General features: G+C 55.2%; 1 protein-coding gene. It reads left to right on the top strand.

Translation table 11 applies throughout. The features are described 5' to 3' along the window. Positions 1-2: 2 nt before the first annotated feature. A partial coding sequence (locus HBA93_RS19055; protein WP_221724346.1) for an ABC transporter permease occupies positions 3-395 on the top strand: 393 nt, incomplete at its 3' end.

Here is a 395-nt window from a genome sequence, read left to right as displayed (position 1 = left end):
TGATGTTTGCCTATATTTTACGCCGCCTGATCCAGCCCGCTTTGATCCTGCTTGGTGTTTCTTTCATCACCTTTGTGCTGCTTTACGTGTTGCCTGCCGACCCCGTACGGCAGATTGCCGGACGCTCTGCCACGGCTGAAACCGTGGCGAGCATCCGGCAGCAGCTGGGGCTGGACCAGCCGTTTATCGTGCAATATGGCGATTATCTCTGGAACCTCATCAACGGCAATCTTGGCCGCTCCTACTTGCAGAAGACGGAAGTAACCGACCTTATTCTGTCCCGCCTGCCCGCAACATTGCAACTGCTGGTCGCGGCAATTATCTGCGAATTGCTGATTGGTCTGCCGCTCGGCATTATTGCGGCGCTCAACCGCGGCAAGTTGCTTGATAATGCA

It is taken from the genome of Ochrobactrum sp. SFR4, from assembly GCF_019730395.1.
Classification (GTDB): Bacteria; Pseudomonadota; Alphaproteobacteria; order Rhizobiales; family Rhizobiaceae; genus Pseudochrobactrum.
The sequence above is the reverse complement of the archived record's forward strand: the minus strand, read 5'-3'. Positions and strand labels throughout refer to the sequence as shown.